Source organism: Streptococcus sp. CP1998 (assembly GCF_041026655.1).
Lineage (GTDB): Bacteria > Bacillota > Bacilli > Lactobacillales > Streptococcaceae > Streptococcus > Streptococcus dentalis.
The window spans coordinates 1,054,230-1,070,902 of sequence record NZ_CP163380.1; the positions used below are offsets into that span (position 1 = coordinate 1,054,230).

The 16,673-nt window shown below is 43.8% G+C and carries 17 protein-coding genes and 1 riboswitch; of the genes, 16 read left to right on the forward strand and 1 reads right to left on the reverse strand.

Annotated features, from left to right (window positions below):
• Nucleotide 1 precedes the first annotated feature (1 nt).
• The 10 genes from efeB to ilvD all read left to right on the forward strand — a co-directional run bounded on the left by efeB (nucleotide 2) and on the right by ilvD (nucleotide 11,412).
• Entirely contained in the window at nucleotides 2-1,207 is a 1,206-nt protein-coding gene (gene efeB, locus AB4X21_RS05465) for an iron uptake transporter deferrochelatase/peroxidase subunit (RefSeq protein ID WP_369087591.1), read from the forward strand.
• On the forward strand, nucleotides 1,185-2,870 hold the full coding sequence (locus AB4X21_RS05470; RefSeq protein WP_369087592.1) for an FTR1 family protein: 1,686 nt from the start codon (nucleotides 1,185-1,187) through the stop codon (nucleotides 2,868-2,870). The genes efeB and AB4X21_RS05470 overlap by 23 nt, the downstream gene beginning before the upstream one ends.
• Entirely contained in the window at nucleotides 2,857-3,576 is a 720-nt protein-coding gene (gene tatC / locus AB4X21_RS05475) for a twin-arginine translocase subunit TatC (protein ID WP_003012040.1), read from the forward strand. The genes AB4X21_RS05470 and tatC overlap by 14 nt, the downstream gene beginning before the upstream one ends.
• The gene (locus AB4X21_RS05480; RefSeq protein WP_003007243.1) at nucleotides 3,576-3,773 is read left to right on the forward strand and encodes a twin-arginine translocase TatA/TatE family subunit; all 198 of its coding nucleotides are present in this window, start codon (nucleotides 3,576-3,578) and stop codon (nucleotides 3,771-3,773) included. Before tatC ends, AB4X21_RS05480 begins: the two co-directional genes overlap by 1 nt.
• Before the next feature lie 421 nt (nucleotides 3,774-4,194).
• Nucleotides 4,195-4,920: an alpha/beta fold hydrolase gene (locus AB4X21_RS05485; RefSeq protein ID WP_369087593.1), complete on the forward strand. Its 726-nt coding sequence runs from the start codon at nucleotides 4,195-4,197 to the stop codon at nucleotides 4,918-4,920.
• Between the two features lie 182 nt (nucleotides 4,921-5,102).
• Complete coding sequence (gene guaC / locus AB4X21_RS05490) at nucleotides 5,103-6,086, forward strand: GMP reductase (RefSeq protein WP_049473228.1); 984 nt, start codon at nucleotides 5,103-5,105, stop codon at nucleotides 6,084-6,086.
• Nucleotides 6,076-6,171: riboswitch (purine riboswitch) on the forward strand. It overlaps the preceding gene by 11 nt.
• Before the next feature lie 91 nt (nucleotides 6,172-6,262).
• On the forward strand, nucleotides 6,263-6,844 hold the full coding sequence (locus AB4X21_RS05495; protein WP_155171812.1) for a xanthine phosphoribosyltransferase: 582 nt from the start codon (nucleotides 6,263-6,265) through the stop codon (nucleotides 6,842-6,844).
• On the forward strand, nucleotides 6,844-8,106 hold the full coding sequence (locus AB4X21_RS05500) for a nucleobase:cation symporter-2 family protein (RefSeq protein ID WP_369087594.1): 1,263 nt from the start codon (nucleotides 6,844-6,846) through the stop codon (nucleotides 8,104-8,106). The genes AB4X21_RS05495 and AB4X21_RS05500 overlap by 1 nt, the downstream gene beginning before the upstream one ends.
• A 117-nt stretch (nucleotides 8,107-8,223) precedes the next feature.
• On the forward strand, nucleotides 8,224-9,567 hold the full coding sequence (locus tag AB4X21_RS05505; protein WP_369087595.1) for an MATE family efflux transporter: 1,344 nt from the start codon (nucleotides 8,224-8,226) through the stop codon (nucleotides 9,565-9,567).
• A gap of 126 nt (nucleotides 9,568-9,693) precedes the next feature.
• Complete coding sequence (gene ilvD, locus AB4X21_RS05510; RefSeq protein WP_369087596.1) at nucleotides 9,694-11,412, forward strand: dihydroxy-acid dehydratase; 1,719 nt, start codon at nucleotides 9,694-9,696, stop codon at nucleotides 11,410-11,412.
• A 58-nt stretch (nucleotides 11,413-11,470) separates the two neighbouring features.
• Here ilvD and AB4X21_RS05515 read toward each other — a convergent pair whose 3' ends face one another.
• Nucleotides 11,471-11,653 (reverse strand): 4-oxalocrotonate tautomerase, encoded by a 183-nt coding sequence (locus AB4X21_RS05515; protein ID WP_001117401.1) that lies wholly within the window; start codon nucleotides 11,651-11,653, stop codon nucleotides 11,471-11,473.
• 114 nt (nucleotides 11,654-11,767) lie between these two features.
• Here AB4X21_RS05515 and AB4X21_RS05520 point away from each other — a divergent pair, with 114 nt between their 5' ends.
• From AB4X21_RS05520 to glyA, 6 genes are read left to right on the forward strand one after another with little or no spacing between them, the layout of a single operon-like run.
• A complete protein-coding gene (locus AB4X21_RS05520; RefSeq protein WP_003001444.1) occupies nucleotides 11,768-12,352 on the forward strand; it encodes a thymidine kinase in 585 nt (194 codons plus the stop codon).
• Between the two features lie 21 nt (nucleotides 12,353-12,373).
• A complete protein-coding gene (locus AB4X21_RS05525) occupies nucleotides 12,374-12,853 on the forward strand; it encodes a GNAT family N-acetyltransferase (RefSeq protein WP_369087597.1) in 480 nt (159 codons plus the stop codon).
• 9 nt (nucleotides 12,854-12,862) lie between these two features.
• A complete protein-coding gene (gene prfA / locus AB4X21_RS05530; RefSeq protein ID WP_003007273.1) occupies nucleotides 12,863-13,942 on the forward strand; it encodes a peptide chain release factor 1 in 1,080 nt (359 codons plus the stop codon).
• Nucleotides 13,942-14,778 (forward strand): peptide chain release factor N(5)-glutamine methyltransferase, encoded by an 837-nt coding sequence (gene prmC / locus AB4X21_RS05535; protein ID WP_369087598.1) that lies wholly within the window; start codon nucleotides 13,942-13,944, stop codon nucleotides 14,776-14,778. The genes prfA and prmC overlap by 1 nt, the downstream gene beginning before the upstream one ends.
• Complete coding sequence (locus AB4X21_RS05540; RefSeq protein WP_369087599.1) at nucleotides 14,765-15,376, forward strand: L-threonylcarbamoyladenylate synthase; 612 nt, start codon at nucleotides 14,765-14,767, stop codon at nucleotides 15,374-15,376. The genes prmC and AB4X21_RS05540 overlap by 14 nt, the downstream gene beginning before the upstream one ends.
• 38 nt (nucleotides 15,377-15,414) lie before the next feature.
• Nucleotides 15,415-16,671: a serine hydroxymethyltransferase gene (gene glyA, locus AB4X21_RS05545; protein ID WP_013903560.1), complete on the forward strand. Its 1,257-nt coding sequence runs from the start codon at nucleotides 15,415-15,417 to the stop codon at nucleotides 16,669-16,671.
• Nucleotides 16,672-16,673 lie beyond the last annotated feature (2 nt).

Here is a 16,673-nt window from a genome sequence, read left to right on the forward strand (position 1 = left end):
AATGGCTGACGACAAATTTTTAGATAAAAAAATGGACCGTCGTGAATTTCTTAAAAAAGCAGGTATTGGAGGGGCTGGTCTAGCGCTGGGCCTCTCTGGTGCATCTGCTTTTTTCGCTAATCAAGACAGTTCCAGCAAAAAAGCTTATGATGGGGATGAAGACATCTCCTTTTATGGCAAGCACCAAGCAGGGATTACGACGGCCATGCAGAAGGCTTGCTACTTGGTTGTGTTAGATCTTCATACGACGGACAAAAAAGAAGTCATCCAGCTCTTTAAAGATTGGACTGATTATAGTAGTAAATTAGTCGAAGGAGAGTTGGTCAAAAAAGATGGTTCCAATGCCCTCTTGCCTCCAACAGATACAGGTGAAACAGTAGGACTCAACCCCTATCGCTTGAGCCTGACTTTTGGGGTTTCGGCTTCCTTTCTAAAGAAATTGGGCTTGGAGGCCAAACGTCCGAAACTCTTTCGTGATTTACCCCCATTTCCAAAGGAGCAGTTGCAGGACAAATATACGGGTGGCGATATCGTCATTCAGGCCTGTGCAGATGATGAGCAAGTAGCCTTTCATGCGGTACGAAATCTGATTCGTAAGGGTCGCAAGACCATCACCATGAAGTGGAGCAAATCAGGATTTGCAGCTATTGGTGACCGAAAAGAAACGCCGCGCAACCTCTTTGGTTTCAAGGATGGAACAGCAAATGTCACGACTGAGAAGGATTTTGACAAGGTCGTCTGGACTGACAGCAAGGACTGGATGAAGGGTGGTTCTTATATGGCTCTTCGCCTAGTGCAAATGCACTTGGAAACTTGGGACCGAACCAATTTGCAGGAGCAAGAAAACACCTTTGGTCGCTACAAGGAGTCTGGTGCTCCATTTGGTAAAACCAACGAATTTGATGAAGTAGATTTATCTAAACTACCAGTTGATTCACATGTCCGTTTGGCCAAAGAAGTCGATCGACCGATTTTACGCCGGTCATATTCCTATTCGGATGGCATCAATGAACAGACTGGGCAATTTGATGCTGGCTTGATCTTTATCGCCTTTCAAAAGGATCCGAACAGCTTTGTCAAAATCCAAACCAACTTGGGCGCAGTAGACAAAATGAACGAGTATATCACCCATATCGGAAGTGGACTCTTTGCTTGCTTTGCAGGCGTTGAGAAAGGAGGGTATCTTGGTCAAGCACTCTTTGAATAAACTCTTAATCTTGTTCGGCCTTCTTGCCTTGTTCTGGACTCATCCAGTAGCTGCGGAGTCTTATAGCGAACTCTTTATCAAGATCACAGATGCAACAACCGCTGTACAAAATAAGGACCAGAAAAAGGCCAAGGAATTGATCTCTGAGATTCAGGCTGATTTTGAATCCAAAGACCACCATGATTCCAAGGCAGGGAAAAAAGTTAGCCAAGCCCTGACTATAAAAGGGGAGGTAACCAAAGACGATCTCACCAAGATCTCATCAGCCTTGCTGGCTTTTGAAAAAGAGCAAAATCCGGTCGATTTAGAGGCGGAAAAAGACAAACTCGTGAGTCGCCTCGCACCTTCTTTTAAGAACCTACAAAATGCCATTACAGCTAAGGATCTGGATAAAACCCGTCAAACCTATGCCGATCTCAATAATACCTGGACGCGAAACGAAGCAGTGGTAAGAGATCACAGCACAGCCTACTATGGCAAAATCGAGACGGCCATTTCCCTCTTGCGCAGTAGTATTGAAACAGAGCCTACCGATTTTACCAACATCCAGTCCTCTTATGACGACCTCAAAAATGGGATTGATGCCTTTGTAAAAGGAGAGGCCATTAGCAGTGCCAGTACGGATTTGACGCTGAACGATGGGATCAAGCTTTTGGAGAAGGCGCAAAGCCAATTCCAAGCTGGGGATGAAAAGTCTGCTGCAGCGACTATGAAGCAGTTCATCACGATTTGGCCAACTATCGAAGGGGATGTTAGCACGACCAATCCCAGTCTCTACACGCGCGTAGAAAGTGAATCCCCGGTCATTATGGTCAAGGGGAAAGAAAAGGCCTATCAAGAGAAATTACAAGCCTTGATCAAGGACCTGTCTGCGATCGATACGACAGCTTCTTACAACGCTTTTGATGCCATGTTGATTCTTCTGCGTGAAGGAGTAGAAGCGCTGCTGATTGTCATGGCGCTTGTGACGACCCTTAAGGCCGCTAAGATGAGGAAAGGCCTCAAATGGGTCTACGGTGGAGCCATTGCTGGTGTTCTTGCCAGTGCAGCGATCGCTCTTGTTTTGCAAGTAGCTTTTCCAGCCGTTACTTCGGGGGCTAACCGGGAAATCATTGAAGGTGGCGTTGGGATTTTCGCTGTAGTCATGATGATTCTCGTCGGAATTTGGCTCCACAGCAAGTCCTCTGTCAAACAGTGGAATGCCTTTATGGACCGTCAAATGAAGACCGTGACGGCTACAGGAAGCTTTGTCTCTATGTTTGCTCTCAGTTTCTTAGCAGTCTTTCGTGAAGGGGCTGAGACTATTCTCTTTTATGTCGGGATCATTCCGCGGATTACAACTGCGAATTTCTTACTGGGAATCGGGCTTGCTATAGCTGTTCTCATCATCATTGCAGTGGCCATGACCAAGGCTAGTCAAGCTATCCAACCTCATCGAATCTTTTTCATTCTGACGTGGTTGATTTACGCTTTGGCCTTCAAGATGCTCGGTGTCAGCATCCACGCCCTTCAGTTGACCAATATCCTACCTAGCCATTTGGTCAATGGACTTCCAACCATCGATTGGGCGGGGATCTATCCAAGCTGGGAAGTTCTTCTTCCTCAGTTAATGTTTGTGGCCTTGATCGCCCTTATCACGGTGAGACAGCATGGCAAAGAGTAGAGCAGATGAAATGACCATTGTTGAGCACTTGGTCGAATTTCGAAAACGATTGATCGCAGTGGTCTTGTGTTATATTATCGTCTTCATCGTAGCCTTTGTATTTGGAGGAGAACTCTACCAAGTCTTGACGGCTAGCCTCCATCAAAAACTGCTGGTACTGGGTCCAAATGATATTCTCTGGATCTATGTATCACTGGCTAATCTCACAGCTTTTAGCCTGACCTTGCCCTTTATTGTCTACCAGGTTTGGCAATTTGTAAGGCCGGCTTTGAAGGAGAAAGAGGCGCGTGCAGTCTTTGCTTACATCCCAGCTAGCTTTATTTTCTTTGTGCTGGGGCTTGCATTTGGTTATTTCTTTGTCAGCCCAGCTATTTTAGAGGTCTTGTTGCGCTTGGGAGAAGGGTTGTTTGATACCCAATTGACGGCACAAAATTATCTAACCTTCTTATGGCACACCACCTTGCCTTTAGGGGTCTTATTCGAGTTACCAGTTTTGGTCGCTTTTCTGACCTCGATTGGGCTCTTGACACCACAGTTTTTAATAACCTACCGACGATATGCTTACTTTGTCCTGCTGGTCTTAGCCGTCGTGCTAACCCCTGCAGACTTTATCAGTGACTTGGCCATGACGCTTCCTTTGATTCTCTTATTTGAAGTCAGTGTCGCCATCAGTAAAGTCATCTATTCAAGAAAAAGGAGAAACTAATGGGAATTTTACGTGATATTGGAGCACCAGGTTTGATCATCATCATCCTGGGCGCCCTCTTGATTTTTGGACCAAAACGCCTACCAGAGTTGGGCCAGTCCATCGGCAAAATGTTTGCTGAATTTAAGACTGCTGTCAATAAAGGCAGTGAAGAAGCTGATCAAGACACCAAAGAAGCTAAAGAAGAAAAAGAATAATCAGACAATTTTCAAAATTCTATTGAGTTCGATTGCATAAAAAGGTATAATAAGACAAGTACTTGCAATCGACGAAGGAGGAAACCATGATTATTACGATTTTGTCACTCATTTTCTATTTCAGCTATATCGGATTCTTATGCTGGTTGGTCGTAAAAATTGTCGAAAAATTGTTCAATTTCTTGTTGAACCGTTAATAAAGAAACAATCCATTTCACCCCAAGTGAGTGGATTTTTTTCTTATTCATTCAGATAGGATCAAATAGTAAGAGACCCTGTGGTCTCTTTTTGCTTATCCAATTTCCCTAGCTAGTGACTAACTTGAACTTCAAACTGTATTTCGGTATGATAGTAGGGGAAGGATGACTAAATATGTATAGCTTTCATAAGCTTTTAATCTTATAGAGAAGAGACAAAACACATGCAGTATTATTTTATTGGTGGCTTAGGTGGTAATGGCTACCATCTGGCACCACTTATTGATGAGCTAGGCTTTCCTGTGACCTTTCTAGATCCCTATAGGGAAATGATTCGGACAGAAAAAGATCTTCGTGTTTGGTTTCAAGGTCAGATCAGCCAGGCGAATGAAATCTGTTTATTGGGGCATTCCTTGGGTGGAGATTTGGCTCGTTATCTGGCTGCCGAGTTTTCTCAGATCCAGGCTTTGATTCTCTTGGATGGGGGTTATCTAGATATGGAAAAGATCCTGCCTCTTGAAGAAGAACTAGAAGGAACGGCGTCTTTCATGAAGCAGCAAGTCTTTGCAACTTTAGAAGAAGCTGTGTTATCAGAACTTGGAGACGGAGCAGATCCTACTCCTATAACGCGAAAAGCAGTAGAGGCTAGCTATCGCTGGAATCCAGCAAGTGAACGATATGAATTAAATCTGGATCTCGAAAAGGTCTTGACCTTATTGCGTCTACGGCGTCAGATCAAGACTTACCAGATTCCACTGGCAGACCTGCCTGTCCTTTTTATTGGACCTCGGTACCAAGAAGAACCTGAATGGAGAAAAGAAGCTCTGAAGCAACTAGATCCCCAGATCAAGCAAGTCTTGCTAGATGGTTTGGGGCACGAACTGTATACAGAGGCGCCAGAAATTGTAGCTAGAGAAGTCAACAATTGGCTCCAAAATGTTCATAAATAAAACCTGTTTCTCTGTTTGAAATAGGTTTTTGTCTCGTAATTTCCGAACGTTATTTCCTATAAAATCATTCCCATTGCATTAGGTCCGTATCTTTGGTATAATCTATCAAGGAAACGTCAAGAGACGTAGCGATGCGCTTGCGCATAGGTAGGTCAGTTTTTAGAAAAGAGATTTTTCAATCTATGTTAAATGAATTTCCTATTTTCGACTATGAAGATATTCAGTTGATTCCCAACAAATGTATCATCAACAGTCGCTCAGAAGCAGACACAACCGTCCAATTTGGGAAGCATACCTTCAAGCTTCCAGTTGTTCCTGCCAATATGCAGACAATCTTGGATGAGAATGTGGCAGAGCAGTTGGCGCGTGGTGGTTACTTCTACATCATGCACCGTTTCGATGAAGCGGGTCGGATTCCTTTTGTCAAACGCATGCATGAGCAAGGTTTGATCGCTTCCATTTCGGTTGGTGTTAAGGAATACGAATACGACTTTGTGAGTCAATTAAAGGCAGATGCGCCTGAGTACATCACTATTGATATCGCACACGGTCACGCAGATAGTGTCATTCGGATGATTCAACACATCAAGAAAGAACTACCAGATACCTTTGTCATTGCTGGAAATGTTGGAACTCCTGAAGCTGTTCGTGAATTGGAAAATGCAGGAGCTGATGCGACTAAGGTCGGGATCGGCCCTGGTAAGGTTTGTATCACCAAAGTGAAGACTGGATTTGGTACAGGTGGTTGGCAATTGGCTGCGCTTCGCTGGTGCTCAAAAGCAGCGCGTAAGCCAATCATTGCGGACGGTGGTATTCGGACCCACGGTGATATTGCCAAATCGATTCGTTTCGGGGCATCTATGGTCATGATCGGTTCTCTCTTTGCAGGACATATTGAAAGTCCTGGTAAAACAATAGAGATTGATGGAGAGTCTTTCAAAGAGTACTATGGATCTGCTTCAGAGTACCAAAAAGGCGCTTATAAGAACGTCGAAGGGAAGAAGATTTTATTGCCTGCCAAGGGTCATTTGCAAGACACCTTAACGGAAATGGAACAAGATTTGCAAAGTTCGATCTCTTATGCAGGAGGCCGAAAATTAGCAGATTTGAAACATGTTGACTATGTGATCGTTAAGAATTCTATCTGGAATGGCGATGCACACTAATTGAATTACTTATTTATTTCACGAATGGGCGTGATGTTTCTACAAGGTGCCGGAACACCTAACAATAAGTAAGTCGGGATTATTTCTCTTTCTAGAGAGAGTTCAAGGCTTGCTTAGCAGGCCTTTTTGTGTTTTGTGAATGAAGTAGAGGATTTTTAAAAAAAGTAGGAGGAAGTATGAAATTACTGGAAGAGCGCATCTTAAAAGATGGCAATGTTTTAGGTGAGAATATCCTCAAGGTGGATTCCTTTTTGACCCACCAAGTGGATTTTAAATTGATGAAAGAAATTGGTCAGACTTTTGCGGAGCGGTTCAAAGATGCTGGTGTGACGAAAGTCGTGACCATTGAAGCATCTGGGATTGCACCAGCCCTTTATGTAGCTGAAGCCTTGGATGTTCCCATGATCTTTGCTAAGAAGGCGAAAAACATCACGATGAATGAGGGCATCTTGACGGCTGAGGTTTATTCCTTTACCAAGCAAGTGACCAGCACCGTTTCGATTGCGGGTAAATTTTTGGATCCATCAGATAAGGTTTTGATCATTGACGATTTCCTCGCAAATGGTCAAGCAGCCAAAGGATTGATTCAAATCATCGAACAAGCCGGGGCTCAAGTCGAAGCGATTGGGATCGTGATTGAAAAATCCTTCCAAGATGGACGGGGATTGTTAGAAGAGTTGGGATATCCAGTTGTATCCCTCGCACGTTTGGACCGTTTTGAAAATGGTCAGGTTGTATTTAAGGAGGCAGACATCTAATGCAAAAACAAGAAAGCCATTCACAGGCGGCCATTCTAGGCTTGCAACACCTTTTAGCCATGTATTCGGGATCTATTTTGGTGCCGATCATGATCGCAGGAGCTTTGGGCTATAATGCTCATCAACTAACCTATCTCATCTCTACAGATATCTTCATGTGCGGGGTAGCAACTTTCCTTCAAGTGCAGCTCAATAAATACTTTGGGATCGGCCTTCCGGTAGTCCTTGGGGTTGCCTTCCAGTCTGTGGCACCTCTCAGCATGATCGGGGCTAGCCATGGTAGTGGTGCCATGTTTGGTGCCTTGATTGTCTCAGGGATTTATGTCATCCTTGTCTCTGGTTTCTTCTCTAAGATTGCCAATCTCTTCCCATCTATTGTAACGGGATCTGTTATTACAACCATTGGTTTGACTTTGATTCCAGTAGCGATTGGAAATATGGGAAATAATGCGCCAAAACCAACCGTTCAAAGCTTGATTTTGGCTGTGGTGACCATTCTCATCATTTTAGTTGTTAATATCTATACGACTGGGTTTATTAAATCCATTTCAATTTTGATTGGTTTGATCGTAGGTACTGCTATTGCGGCTTCTATGGGCTTGGTTGACTTCACACCTGTGGCTCAAGCTCCAGTTGTTCACGTTCCAACACCTTTCTTCTTTGGAGCTCCTAAGTTTGAAATCACCTCAATCGTCATGATGTGTATCATCGCGACAGTTTCTATGGTGGAATCAACAGGTGTCTATCTTGCACTTTCTGATATTACCAAAGATCCAATTAATAGCACGCGCCTTCGCAATGGTTACCGTGCTGAAGGGTTGGCCGTTCTCCTCGGTGGTATCTTCAACACCTTCCCTTACACCGGATTCTCACAAAACGTTGGCTTGGTGAAATTGTCTGGTATCAAGACTCGCTTGCCAATCTACTATGCCGCTGGTTTCCTTGTTCTTCTTGGTCTTCTTCCTAAGTTTGGAGCTTTAGCACAAATCATCCCAAGCTCAGTTCTTGGGGGAGCGATGCTGGTTATGTTCGGTTTTGTATCGATTCAAGGGATGCAGATTCTTGCGCGTGTTGATTTTGAACACAATGAGCACAATTTCCTAATTGCAGCGGTATCGATTGCTGCAGGGGTAGGTTTGAACAACAGCACCCTCTTCAATGGCCTTCCAACAGGATTCCAAATGTTCTTTGCTAACGGAATTGTTGTCGCCAGTGTCTTGGCGATCGTTCTCAATGCTATTTTAAATCGCAACAAAAACTAAACTCACATGAACCGGAGATCCTTGGATCTTCGGTTTTTTTGACTTTTAAGGAAACATATAGTAGAGTGGAAGAGGAGAAAATCTTATTTCTTATTTGATGAGAAGAGAGTTAGAATCATGTATGTAACCTATCACTTTAAAGAGCGCTTGCGCTTGTTTTTGAGTCTATTTTTGCCGATTTTAATCTACCAATTGGCCAATTATTCAGCCAGCTTTGTTGATACAGCCATGACTGGTCAGTACCGGACCCTTGATTTGGCTGCTGTTTCTACAGCTACCAGTCTGTGGAATCCATTTTTTACTTTCCTGACCGGGATTGTCTCTGCGCTGACGCCGATTGTTGGGCATCATTTAGGAAAGGGAAATAAAGAACGGATTGCTGGCGATTTTTACCAATTCCTCTATATGTCATTTGGTATGGCCATTCTCTTAATAGGCTTTGTTTGGGGGATTGCGCCCATGATTCTCAAGCAGATAGGTTTAGAAAACGTTGTTTCCCAAATAGCTATTCGCTATTTATATTTCCTTTCTCTGGGAATCTTACCCTTGTTGCTCTTTAGTATCGTGCGGACCTTCCTCGATACCTTGGGCATGACGCGTCTATCCATGTACTTGATGCTCTTGCTTTTGCCTCTCAATGCTTGTTTTAACTATATCCTGATCTATGGGGCATTTGGTTTTCCTGAGATGGGAGGAGCAGGAGCGGGACTTGGAACCTCTCTGGCCTACTGGGTCCTGCTGGTGATTGCGGTTTTGATCTTGTGCAAACACCCTAAGGTAGCACCTTTCCAATTGTGGAAGCCGCAACCTTATGATTTTAAAGGGATGAAAGAAGTATTGCGACTTGGGCTTCCAATCGGTGGAATTGTCTTTGCAGAAGTCATCATCTTCTCGCTCGTTGGTTTGTTAATGGCAAAATTCCCATCACTTACCATCGCGAGCCACCAATCGGCCATGAATTTTTCTACCCTGATGTATGCTTTCCCGGTTAGTATCTCCAGTACCTTGGCGATTATCGTATCTTACGAACTGGGAGCAGGAAGACCAGAAGTCGTCAAACAATACTGCCGTTTGGGCCGGCTGACAGCCTTTGGCTTTGCCATTGTCACCCTGGTCTTTCTCTATACATTCCGCTTCCAACTGGCAGGACTATATGGCAAGGATCCAATCTTTGTGCAACAAACAGCGATTTTCATGACCTATAGCCTCTTTTTCCAAGTGGCTGATACTTTTGCAGCCCCCCTTCAAGGGATTTTGCGGGGTTATAAGGATACAACGGTTCCTTTCTTATTAGGAGTCTTTAGTTATTGGTGTATCTCTATCCCACTAGGGATTTTCCTTGACCATGTGACCAACCTCGGTCCCTATGCTTATTGGATCGGCCTTATTTCTAGCCTTGTCGTGAGTGGAATTTGTTACCAAATTCGGCTCTGGCAGATCGAAAAAAAGCAAACAAACTAAAATGAAGTCTGGGAAACCAGACTTTTTGTGTACCGTGAATATTATAAATTTTCTGAAAGTTCTTGACAATTGATGTCAAAGTGGTAAGATTAGGAGGTAGAAATGAAGAACTAGAAGGAGAACAAGATGAGAAGTGATATGATCAAAATGGGGATTGACCGAGCACCAGCGCGTGGTCTCCTCTATGCGACAGGGCAAGTAAAATCAGCAAAGGATATGCAAAAGCCCTTTATTGCTATTTGTAACTCCTATATTGATATCGTTCCAGGGCATGTTCACCTGCGTGAGTTAGCAGATGTTGCTAAGGAAGCTATCCGCGAGGCTGGTGGGATTCCTTTTGAATTTAATACCATCGGGGTAGATGATGGAATTGCTATGGGCCATATCGGAATGCGTTATAGTTTGCCATCTCGCGAGTTGATCGCAGATGCTGCTGAAACAGTCATCAATGCCCACTGGTTTGATGGTGTTTTCTATATTCCCAACTGTGATAAGATTACACCAGGAATGATTTTAGCTGCCATGCGGACCAATGTGCCTGCCGTATTTTGTTCTGGTGGACCCATGAAGGGTGGCGTTGACATGACGGGGCATCAAGCGACGCTCTCAAGTTTGTTTGAAGCTGTAGGTACTTATCAAGCTGGTGATATGAGCATGGATGAGCTCGATTTCTTGGAAAAAAATGCCTGCCCAACCTGTGGCTCTTGCTCTGGTATGTTTACTGCCAATTCCATGAACTGTTTGATGGAAGTATTAGGTCTTGCTCTTCCTGGAAATGGTACTATCCTAGCCGTTTCAGATGAACGTCGTGAATTGGTTCGCCAAGCGGCCGAACAATTGGTAGAGAATATTAAAAAGGATATTCGTCCACGGGATATTGTGACCAAAGAAGCCATCGATGATGCCTTTGCGCTCGATATGGCCATGGGTGGTTCTACCAATACGGTACTTCATACGCTCGCTATTGCGCGTGAAGCAGGCATTGACTATGATCTCAAAGATATCAACGAGATTGCCAAAAAGACACCTTATCTTTCTAAAATTGCCCCTTCAAGTGTCTACACTATGCATGATGTGCATGAAGCTGGTGGTGTTCCAGCCATTATCAATCAGTTGATCAAAAAAGGTGCCATTAAGGGTGATCGTATCACAGTTACTGGTGAAACTTTGAAAGAAAACGTAGCTGGCGCTGAAATCAAAAATGAAGAAATTATCCACCCAATCGAGCATCCGATTTCACCTGTAGGTGGTTTGTCGATCCTCTACGGAAATATTGCTCAGGATGGGGCTGTTATCAAAGTCGGTGGTGTAGATCCATCTGTGACCACTTTCCGTGGAAAGGCCATATGCTGTGATTCACAAGATCAAGCCCTTGAGTTGATTGACAATGGAACAGTTAAGAAGGGACATGTCGTTGTCATTCGTTACGAAGGTCCTCAGGGTGGACCTGGTATGCCAGAGATGCTAGCGCCAACCTCTAAGATTGTCGGACGCGGTCTTGGTAAGGATGTGGCACTGATTACGGATGGTCGTTTCTCAGGAGCTACTCGTGGGATTGCTATTGGTCACGTTTCTCCAGAAGCAGCAGAAGGTGGAAATATCGCCCTAATTGAAGATGGGGATGAAATCGTGATTGACCTTCCAAATCGTACTATTGATTTGCTTGTCGATGATGCCACTCTTGCAGAACGTCGCAAACATTTGAAACCTTTCAAATCAAAAATCTCCAGCGGTTGGTTGCGTCGCTATACAGCCTTTGCTAAATCAGCTAATGTCGGCGGAACCTTGATGAGTGACGAAGAATTCGAAGAACGGAAAGCAGAACGTCAAGCCCAAGAAAAATAAGAAAAAACCTTTCCTGCTATGTGATATCACAAGCAAGAAAGGTTTTTTAGTGGAACCATTATTTGGTGCGCATTTCACCTTGAGGGAAGTAGGTTCCTTCAGGCATATCGTTAATGATGACGTGAACAGCTGACTGAGGAGCACCAGTATTGCGGACAACAGCTTCGGTTACTTCCTTGGCCAAGGCTTTCTTTTGTTCCAAGGTGCGTCCTTCAAATAGGTCAATTCGTACAAATGGCATATGGCCACCTCCTAAATTTTTTATAGGACTATTTTATCACATTTTGGGATACAAAGCTTAGCAAAATTATGGTAAAATGATAATGAAACACATTTTAGAGAGAACAAAAGGAAAATGGCACAATTATATTATAAATATGGGACCATGAACTCAGGGAAAACCATTGAGATCTTAAAAGTGGCCCATAATTATGAAGAGCAAGGCAAGAGCGTCGTCATCATGACCTCGGCAATCGACACCAGAGATGGAGTGGGAGTAGTTTCTAGCCGGATCGGTATGAAACGGGAAGCCGTTGCAATTGAAGACGATACGGATATCTTTGGCTTTATTAAAAACCAAGCAATCAAACCTTACTGTGTCTTAATCGATGAAGCTCAGTTTTTGAAACGCCATCATGTCTATGATCTGGCAAGAGTCGTGGATGAACTGGATGTGCCAGTGATGGCATTTGGGCTCAAAAATGATTTTCGAAATGAACTCTTTGAAGGTTCCAAACATCTCCTCTTGTTAGCCGACAAGATCGAGGAGATCAAAACCATCTGCCAATACTGTTCCCGCAAGGCGACCATGGTCTTGCGTACCCAAGCGGGTAAACCTGTCTATGATGGAGAGCAGATCCAGATCGGTGGACACGAGACCTATATCTCGGTTTGCCGCAAGCATTATTTTAATCCAGACATACCAACCGAAAGCGTCTAGAACGTTTTAGAGAGGATAATAATGTCTATTTGTTTAAAAGATATTACGATAGAGAATTATTTTGACGTTTTAAATCTAGAAGTTCATCCAAATCAAAGGAATTTTATTGCATCCAATTCCATTAGCTTAGCTGAAGCCTATGTATATGATAAAAATGGTGATTTTATAGCTCCCTTAGCAGTTTATGATAAGGAAGTATTAGTTGGTTTTGTTATGATTGCCTATGACCAGAAAATTGGGATCAGCAAGGGAAATTACTTGTTATTTCGCTTTATGATCGATAAACGATTTCAAGGTTTAGGCTATTTTAAACCGACTATGGATGCAGTCATTGACTTTGTTCGAACAGAGCCAGCTGGAAAAGCAACAAGTCTTTGGCTATCTTATGAACCGGAAAATAATCAAGCGAGATCTTGCTATCTCCAGTATGGATTTAAAGAAACTGGCGAAATCATAGAAGACGAAATTGTAGCAATCTATGATCTAACAACCAAGAATTAAGGAGCAAACATGAATATCTATGATCAACTACAAGCTGTAGAAGACCGTTATGAAGAGTTAGGAGAATTACTGAGTGACCCAGATGTGGTCTCTGATACCAAACGCTTTATGGAGCTTTCAAAAGAAGAGGCTTCCACTCGTGATACGGTGACAGCCTACCGAGAGTACAAGCAAGTCCTTCAAAACATTGTTGACGCTGAGGAAATGATTAAGGAAGCAGGCGGCGATGCGGACTTGGAAGAAATGGCCAAGCAAGAGCTAAAAGATGCCAAGGCTGAAAAGGAAGAGTACGAAGAAAAACTGAAGATCTTACTTCTTCCAAAAGATCCAAACGATGACAAGAACATTATCTTGGAAATCCGTGGAGCAGCTGGAGGAGACGAAGCCCAATTGTTTGCTGGCGACCTCTTACAAATGTACCAAAAATACGCGGAAAGCCAAGGCTGGCGCTTTGAAGTCATGGAAGCTTCCTACAATGGCGTTGGTGGGATCAAAGAAGTGGTAGCCATGGTTTCTGGTCAATCGGTTTATTCAAAACTCAAGTATGAATCTGGTGCCCACCGGGTGCAACGGGTTCCTGTGACAGAAAGCCAAGGTCGTGTCCATACCTCTACAGCGACCGTTCTGGTCATGCCAGAAATCGAAGAAGTCGAGTACGACATCGATCCAAAAGACCTTCGGATTGACATCTATCACGCCTCTGGTGCGGGTGGACAAAACGTCAACAAGGTCGCAACAGCCGTTCGTATCGTCCACTTGCCAACCAATATCAAGGTTGAGATGCAGGAAGAACGGACCCAACAGAAGAACCGCGAAAAAGCCATGAAGATCATCCGTGCGCGTGTGGCTGACCACTTTGCTCAGATTGCCCAAGACGAGCAAGACGCTGAACGGAAGTCTACTATCGGGACTGGTGACCGTTCAGAGCGGATCCGGACTTACAACTTCCCTCAAAATCGTGTGACTGATCACCGGATTGGCTTAACCCTTCAAAAACTGGACACCATCTTATCTGGTAAATTAGATGAAGTGGTCGATGCTTTGGTCTTGTATGATCAAACACAAAAATTAGAAGAGTTGAACAAATAATGTTGTTGGGACCATTATTAGCCCAGTATGAAGAAGCATTAATAGCCGTTGGAGAGGAAGCAGAAAGCCTCTCCTTCGCGTATCGTGCTTTAAAAAACTGGACCTTTACAGACTTTGTCCTTGCCTTGCAAAAAGAAGTGGAAGTAGAGGATCAGGCCTTGCTTCTATCCATCTTTGAGCAGTTGAAACATCACGTCCCTGCCCAGTATATTATTGGGAGCGCCGAATTTTGTGGCCATGTTTTTACGGTTGATAAGCGCGTGCTGATTCCACGACCTGAAACGGAAGAATTGGTCGCTCTCATTCTGGAAGAAAATGATGGGGATACCTTACAAGTTCTGGATATCGGAACAGGAAGTGGGGCCATTGCCATTAGCCTAGCCCTCGCTAGATCTACCTGGCAGGTTCAAGCTAGTGATGTCTCAGAAGAGGCTTTAGCCCTGGCTCAAGAAAATGCCAAGCAATTAGAAGCTGTCCTTGAATTCAAGTCGTCAGATGTACTGGATGAACTAGAAGGTCCTTATGACCTGATTGTGTCCAACCCTCCCTATATCTCTCATGATGATGTAGAAGAAGTCGGAGCCAATGTGTTAGCCTCTGAACCCCACTTAGCTCTTTTTGCGGATCGTGATGGATATGCCATCTACGAAAAGATTGCCCAACAAGCACCAAGTGTTTTAACACCAGACGGAAAGATCTATCTGGAAATCGGCTATAAGCAAGGGAACAAGGTAAAAGAGCTTTTTCAAGAGGCATTTCCCGACAAACGCGTTCGCGTTCTGAAAGACCAATTTGGACAAGATAGAATGGTAGTAGTAGACAATGGATCACATTGAGAAAGAATTAGAAGCAGGACGTGCGGTTATTCTGCCAACTGAAACAGTCTATGGTATTTTTGCCAAAGCTTTGAATCAAGAGGCAGTCGATTATATATACGAGTTAAAACGTAGACATAGAGACAAGGCTCTGAATTTAAATGTAGCCGATGAAAAAGCGATTCGACTTTATTCGAAAAATCAACCTAGTTATTTAACAAAACTGGTTGATTCATTTTTACCAGGACCTCTGACTATTATCCTTCAGGAGAATGACAAGGTACCAGAATGGATTCATTCAGGCTTGGATACAGTTGGTTTCCGTATTCCAGCTCACCCAAAAACGTTGGAATTAATTCGTAAATACGGTCCTTTGGTTGGTCCCTCGGCCAATCTTTCAGGTCATGCAAGTGGAACAAAGTATCAGGCTATTATAAGCGAATTTGATCAAGTGGTTCCTGGTATAGAGGATGATGACTTCTTGACTGGTCAAGATTCCACTATCCTAGATATCTCTGGTTCCAAGGCCAGGATTTTGCGACAAGGATCTATAACGAAAGCTGATTTGCTTGCACATGTGCCCGAGCTTTCTTTTGAGGATGATGAACTTCCTCAGTGATAATGTACATAAATAATTTTTTATAAAGGAGTAGACCGATGATTTTTGATAAAGAAGATTACAAAGCCTATGATGCAGACCTATGGAATGCGATCGCTAAAGAAGAAGAGCGTCAACAAAACAATATTGAGTTGATTGCTTCTGAAAATGTCGTCTCTAAGGCAGTGATGGCTGCTCAAGGGTCTATTCTGACCAATAAATATGCCGAAGGCTATCCTGGTCGTCGTTACTATGGCGGGACAGATGTGGTCGATGTGGTCGAAAGTCTCGCGATCGAACGGGCCAAAGAAATCTTTGGTGCTAAATTTGCCAACGTTCAACCGCATTCAGGAAGTCAGGCAAACTGTGCTGCCTATATGGCCTTGATTGAGCCTGGTGATACTGTTATGGGAATGGATCTAGCTGCCGGTGGACATTTGACGCACGGAGCTTCTGTGAGCTTCTCTGGTCAAACCTATAACTTTGTGTCTTATAGTGTAGATCCTGAAACAGAGCTCTTGGATTTTGACGCCATCTTAAAACAAGCCCAAGAAGTGAAGCCAAAACTCATCGTCGCTGGTGCCTCAGCCTACTCTCATATCATTGATTTCTCAAAATTCCGTGAGATTGCAGATGCAGTAGGAGCTAAGCTCATGGTTGATATGGCCCATATTGCTGGTCTCGTAGCAGCAGGTCTACATCCAAGTCCAGTTCCTTATGCACATATCACGACAACGACCACTCACAAGACCCTTCGTGGACCTCGTGGAGGCCTAATCTTGACCAATGACGAGGAATTAGCTAAGAAAATTAACTCTGCTATTTTCCCTGGTATTCAAGGAGGACCGTTGGAGCATGTCATTGCAGCCAAAGCTGTCGCATTCAAAGAAGCCTTGGATCCTGCTTTTAAAGAGTATGCAGCTAACGTAATTAAGAACAGTCAGGCCATGGCTGATGTCTTCTTGCAAGATCCTGATTTCCGTGTCATTTCAGGCGGAACAGAGAACCACCTTTTCCTTGTTGACGTCACTAAAGTCGTTGAAAACGGAAAAGTGGCGCAAAACTTGTTGGATGAAGTCAATATTACCCTCAACAAGAACTCTATTCCTTATGAAACCTTGTCTCCATTTAAGACCAGTGGGATTCGGATTGGTGCAGCAGCCATCACCGCTCGTGGTTTTGGTGAAAAAGAAAGTCGCACCGTTGCTGAACTTATGATCAAAGCGCTGAAAAATGCGGACAAGCAAGAAGTATTAGACGAAGTGCGTAGCCAAGTCAAAGCCTTGACAGACGCCTTTCCACTTTACGAGGACTAAAC